The 5,867-nt window shown below is 76.4% G+C and carries 2 protein-coding genes; both read right to left on the reverse strand.

The window, feature by feature from the left end:
• The coding region (locus KBX39_RS20690; protein WP_210872039.1) for a type I polyketide synthase at positions 1 to 2,484 on the reverse strand (2,484 nt) is incomplete at its 3' end.
• 29 nt (positions 2,485 to 2,513) lie between these two features.
• A partial coding sequence (locus KBX39_RS20695; protein ID WP_210872041.1) for a non-ribosomal peptide synthetase occupies positions 2,514 to 5,867 on the reverse strand: 3,354 nt, incomplete at its 5' end.

Consider the following 5,867-nt stretch of genomic DNA (forward strand, 5'->3'; position numbering starts at 1 on the left):
GCCCAGCGGGGTCAGCGCGCGCTGCGCCTCGCCGGCCTTGGCGACCTGCATCCGGGCCAGGTTGGCCAGTTGCCGGCCGGGGCCGCACTCGACGAGCGCCCAGGTGCCCTCGGCGAGCAGCGTGGCCACGCACGCGCCGAAGCGGACCGGGCGGCGCAGGTGCGCGGCCCAGTACGCCGGGTCGGTGGCCTGCGCCTCGGTGATCCAGGTGCCGGTCACGTTCGACAGGAACGGCACCGCCGGGGCACGCAGCGGCACGGTGGCCATCAGCGCGGTGAACTCGTCCAGGATCGGGTCCATCATCGGCGAGTGGAACGCGTGCGAGGTGCGCAGCAGCTTCGACTTGTTCTTGCCGCCCAGGCTGACGGCGAACTCCTCCACGAGCGCGGTCTCGCCGGCCACCACGCAGGTGCCGGGGCCGTTCACGGTGGCCACCGACAGGCCCTGAGGCAGCCGGTCGGCCACCGCCGACTCGTCGAGCGTGACCGCCAGCATCGAGCCGGCGGGCAGGGAGTGCATGAGCCGGCCCCGGGCGGCCACCACGCGCAGCGCGTCCGCGAGGTCGAGCACGCCGGCGAGCGTGGCGGCCACGTACTCGCCGATGGAGTGGCCGATCATCGCGGCCGGGACGACCCCGGCGGCCCGCCACGCGACGGCGAGGGCGTACTCGACGGTGAACAGCGCGGGCTGGGTCCAGCGGGTCTCGGTGAGCTTGTCCGCCGCGTCCGGGTCGCGGCCGAGGATCAGGTCCCGGATGTCCAGGCCCAGCTCGGGGCGGAGCAGGTCGGCGCACTCGTCCACGGCGGCGGCGAACGCCCGGTCCTGGGCGTACAGTTCGGCGCCCATCCCGGCGTACTGCGAGCCCTGGCCGCTGAACAGGAACGCCACCCGGGGGGCGGGTCCGTCGGCGACGCCCCGGTGGCCCTTGCGCCGCTCGCGCAGCGCGGCGGCGGCGGACGCCGGGTCCCCGGCCACGACGGCGGCGCGGTGGGCGTACGTCTGGCGGCCGACGCGCAGCGTGTGCGCCACGTCGGCGAGCGCCACGTCGCTGCCGCCCTCCAGGTGCTCGGCGAGCCGGCGCACGGCGACGTCCAGCGCGGTCGGCGTCTTCGCCGACACCTGGAGCAGGTGCGCCGGGCGGGCCGGCGGCTCGTCCCGCTCCGCCGCCGGCGCCTCCTGGAGCACGACGTGCGCGTTGGTGCCGCCGATGCCGAAGGAGCTGACCCCGGCCCGGCGCGGCCCGCCGTCGGTGTCCCACTTGGTCAGCGTGTTCGCCACGTAGAACGGGGTGTCGGCGAAGTCGATGGCCGGGTTCGGCGCCTCGTAGTTGATGGTCGGCGGGATCAGCCCGTGCTCCATCGCCAGCACCGTCTTGATCACGCTGACGATGCCGGAGGGCTGGCTCAGGTGGCCGATGTTCGACTTCACCGACCCGATGCCGCACCAGCCGCGCTCGTCGGTGTCCTTGGCGTAGACGGCGGACAGCGCGGCGACCTCGATCGGGTCGCCGAGCGCGGTGCCGGTGCCGTGCGCCTCGACGTAGCTGATGCTGCGCGGGTCGACGCCGGCGAGCGCGACGGCCTGGGCGATGGCCTCGGTCTGCCCGTCGATGCTGGGGGCGGTGAAGCCGACCTTCCCGGCGCCGTCGTTGTTGATGGCGTTGCCGAGCACGACCGCGCGGATGTGGTCGCCGTCGGCGATCGCGTCGGAGAGCCGCTTGAGCAGCGTCACGCCGACGCCGCTGCCCCACACCGTGCCGTTCGCTGCGGCGTCGAACGGCCGGCACCGCCCGTCCGGCGAGGTGAAGCCGTCCATGCCGAGGTAGCCGACGTGCGGCAGCTCGATGTTGACGCCGCCGGCCAGGGCCATGTCGCACTCGCCGTTGCGCAGCGCCTCGCAGGCCAGGTGGAACGCGACCAGCGAGGTGGAGCAGGCGGTGTGCACGGTCATGCTCGGGCCCCGCAGGTCCAGCCGGTACGACACGTTCGTGGCCACGTAGTTCGGCGAGTTGCCGGTGGCCAGCGACACCGCGCCGTGCGGGTTCCCGCCGACCCGCTTGTTGCGGTACACGTTGCGGTGCAGGTACGTGTTTCCGCCGGTGCCGGCGTACACGCCGACCGCACCGTCGTAGCGGCCCGGGTCGTAGCCGGCGTCCTGCAACGCGGTGTAGCAGGTCTCCAGGAACAGCCGGTGCTGCGGGTCGGTGATCTCGGCCTCGCGGGCGGTCATCCCGAACAGGCCGGCGTCGAACTCGTCGTAGCCGTCCACCAGCGGGGCACGGTTGACCCAGCCCGGGTCGTCGACCTCCTGCGGCTGCGCGCCGCGGGCGAGCTGCTCCTCGCGGGTCAGCTCGGTCGTCGACTCCACGCCGTCGACCAGGTTGCGCCAGAACTCGTCGACGTCGGCCGCGCCGGGCAGGCGGGCGGCGAGCCCGACGATGGCGATGGGCTCGACGCCGTCGTCGGCGGGAATGTCGTTCTGCATGGGGGTTCCTTCATTCACAAGGGATCGCGTCACGGGTGAGGTCGGCGTGGCGGCGGGGTTCGGCGGGCGCGGCCCCGCCGCGCGGCGGCGCGCAGCGCGGCGCGGGCCAGTTCCGGCCGGTCGGCGGCCCCGTCCAGGCTGGCGGCGAGCGCCCGCACGGTCGGGTGGCGGAACAGGTCGAGCATGGTGATCGAGCGGCCGGTGGCCTCGGTGAGCCGGGCGTACACGGCGGCCAGGGCCATCGAGTGGCCGCCGATGTCGAAGAAGTTGTCGGTGACGCCGACGGTGTCCCGGCCGAGCACGTCGCGCCAGATGCCGGCGATCAGCTCCTCGGTGCCGGTGAGCGCGTCCGAGCCGGTGGGCAGCGGCGCGCGGGCCGGTTCGGCGGTGGCGACGGTCATCGCGCCGAGCGCGGCCACACGCACCGCCGGGCGGGGCAGCTCGGGCGCCACCTCGGCGGCCGGCGCGTCCGGATCGGCGGCGAGCGCGCCGACCAGGGCGGCCAGGTCGGCCAGGAGCGCGCTGATCCGCTCGGCGGTGAACAGGTCCGGGTTGTGCACCACCTCGACGCCGGCCCGCCCGTCACGCTCCACCACGTAGACGGTCAGGTCGAACGGCGAGCCGGGCTTGGGCACCGACACCGGCTCGGCCGCCAGGCCGGTCAGCGCCAGCCGGGGCGGGGCGAAGTTGAGCACGTTGAACAGCACCTGCACCAGCGGGGCGCGGGAGGTGTCCCGGCCCACGCCGAGCGCCTCCACGATGCGTTCCAGCGGCGCGCCCGGGTGGGCGGTGACCTCGTGCAGCTCGGCGGCGGCCCGGTCGACCTGCTCGGCGAAGCTCGCGCCACCGGAGCGGACCCGCACCGGCACGGTGTCGATGAAGAACCCGATCACCTCGTCGAACGCGGCCAGCCGCCGGTCGGCGACGATCGCGCCGAGCACGTGCTCGTCGCCGCCGGTGACCCGGCGCAGCAGCTCGCCGAACGCGGCCAGCAGCACCGCGGCGACTGTGGTGCCGCGCCGCGCGGCCAGGTCGCGCACGTCCCGGTCGGCGGCCTCGTCCAGCCGTACCGCGGCCTCCGCGCCGGCGTACGTCTGCACGGCCGGGCGGGGCCGGTCGCGGGGCAGGTCCAGCACCGTCGGCGCGCCGGCCAGGTGCGCGGTCCACCAGGCCAGGTCGGTCTCGCCGCGGCGCCGGTCCCGGTCGGCGCGCCACACGGCGTAGTCGGCGTACGTGGCGGGCAGCGGCGGGCGGCCCGGCACGGACCGGCCGAGCGCGCGGGCGTACGCGAGCGCCAGCTCGTCGTAGAGCAGCGCCTCGGACCAGCCGTCGAAGACCGCGTGGTGCACGGTGACCGCGAGCACGTGCTCCTGCGCGGCGAGCCGGTACACGGTCACCTGCCAGGGCGGGCCGGTGGCCAGGTCGAACGCGTGCCCGGCGCCGGCCGCGAGCATGCCGGCCAGCTCGGTGTCCGGGTCGGCGGCGGCGGTCAGGTCGACCACCGGCACCGCCACGTCGGTGGGTTCCTCGCGGACCGCGTACGGCACGCCGCCGTTCTGCGGGATCCGCCAGCGCAGCACGTCGTGCCGTTCGGCGACGGCCCGCAGCGCGGCGCCGAGCGCGGCGACGTCCAGCGGCCCGCGCAGCCGGTGCGCGACGGCGATGTTGTACGGCGCGCTGGACGGGGCGAGCTGGTCCATGAACCACAGCCGCCGCTGCGGCGGGGACAGCGTCGGCGGGTTGCCGGTGGTCAGCCCGTCGGCGTCGGCCGGGTCGGCGGCGCGGACCCGGTCCACCAGCGCGGCGAACGTGCGGTCGGCGAACAGCACCCGGGTGTCCACCTGCCGGCCCAGCTCCGCGCGCAGCGCCGCGACCAGCCGCATCGCGGCGATGGAGTTGCCGCCGGCGGCGAGGAAGTCGCTGTCCGGGGCGGGCGCGGCGCCGAGCAGCCGGGTCCAGACGCGCCGGACCGCCGCCGTCACCGGGTCGTCGTCGGCGGACGCGTCGGCGACTGCGGCCGGGGTCGCCGCGGCCAGTTCGCGCAGCGCCGGCCGGTCCAGCTTGCCGGTGACCGGGCTGACCGGCAGCGCGTCCAGCCGCACCGTCCGGGCCGGCAGCATCGCGGTGGTCAGCCGCGTCTGCGCGTACGCCCGCAGCTCGTCGTCGCCGGGCGCGCCGGCCGGGGTGAGGAACGCGACCAGCTCGGCGCCGGCCGGGCCGGGCACCGCCTCCACCGCGACGCGCTCGACGCCGGGGCAGGCGGCCAGCACGGCCTCGATCTCGCCCAGCTCGATGCGCTGGCCGCGCACCTTGACCTGCCGGTCGGCGCGGCCCAGGTAGACGATCCGGCCGTCCGGGCCCTGCCGGACCAGGTCGCCGGTGCGGTAGAGCCGCTCGCCGGGGACGTCGCCGAACGGGTCGGGCACGAACCGCTCGGCGGTCAGGCCGGGCCGGTTCAGGTAGCCGTCGGCCAGGCCGGGCCCGCCGATCAGCAGCTCGCCGGTCTCGCCCGCCGGCACCGGACGCAGGTCGGCGTCGACCACGTACGCCCGGTGGTTGGGCAGCGGCCGGCCGATCGGCATCGGGTCGGTGTCGGCCGGGGTGAGGTCGCAGGTGACCGCCAGCACCGTGGTCTCGGTGGGGCCGTAGCCGTTGAGGAACCGCCGGCCCGGCGCCCAGCGGGCGACCAGCTCGGCCGGGACCGCCTCGCCGCCGCAGAGCAGCACCCGCCATGACGGGAACCCGGCCGGGTCCAGCAGCGACAGCACGGTCGGGGTGATGAAGCCCCAGGTGACCTCGTGCGCGGCGACGAACCGGGCCAGCCGGACCGGGTCGGCCCGGTCGTCGGCGCCGAGCAGCTGCACCGCGCCGCCGAGCGTGAGCGGCACGAACAGGTCCATGGTGGCCGCGTCGAAGCCGAGCGAGGCGATGCCGAGGCTGCGGATCGAGGCGTCGGCGCCGGTCAGCGCGCTCACGCCGGTGACGAACTCGACGGCGTTGCGGTGGGTGGTCAGCACGCCCTTCGGGCGGCCGGTGGAGCCGGAGGTGAACAGCACGTACGCCGGGTCGCCGGGGCGGGCCGGGCAGGGCGCGAGCGGGGCCGGGCCGGGCAGGCCGAGCGCCGTCACGCCGGGCTCGTCGCCGAACTCGGCCGCCGCCGCGTCGCCGACGACGACCCGGACGCCCGCGTCGCGGACGATGCCGCGCAGCCGGGCCCGGGGGCCGCCCGGCTCCAGCGGCACGTACGCGGCGCCGGCGAGCAGCACGCCGACCACCGTCGTCACCAGGTCGGGGGTACGCGCGCCGCACACGCCGACCCGGTCGCCCCGGCCGACGCCGTGCTCACGCAGCGCGGCGGCCACCCCGGCGGCCCGGTCGACGAG

Source organism: Micromonospora sp. D75 (assembly GCF_018070405.1).
Taxonomy (GTDB): Bacteria; Actinomycetota; Actinomycetes; order Mycobacteriales; family Micromonosporaceae; genus Micromonospora; species Micromonospora chalcea.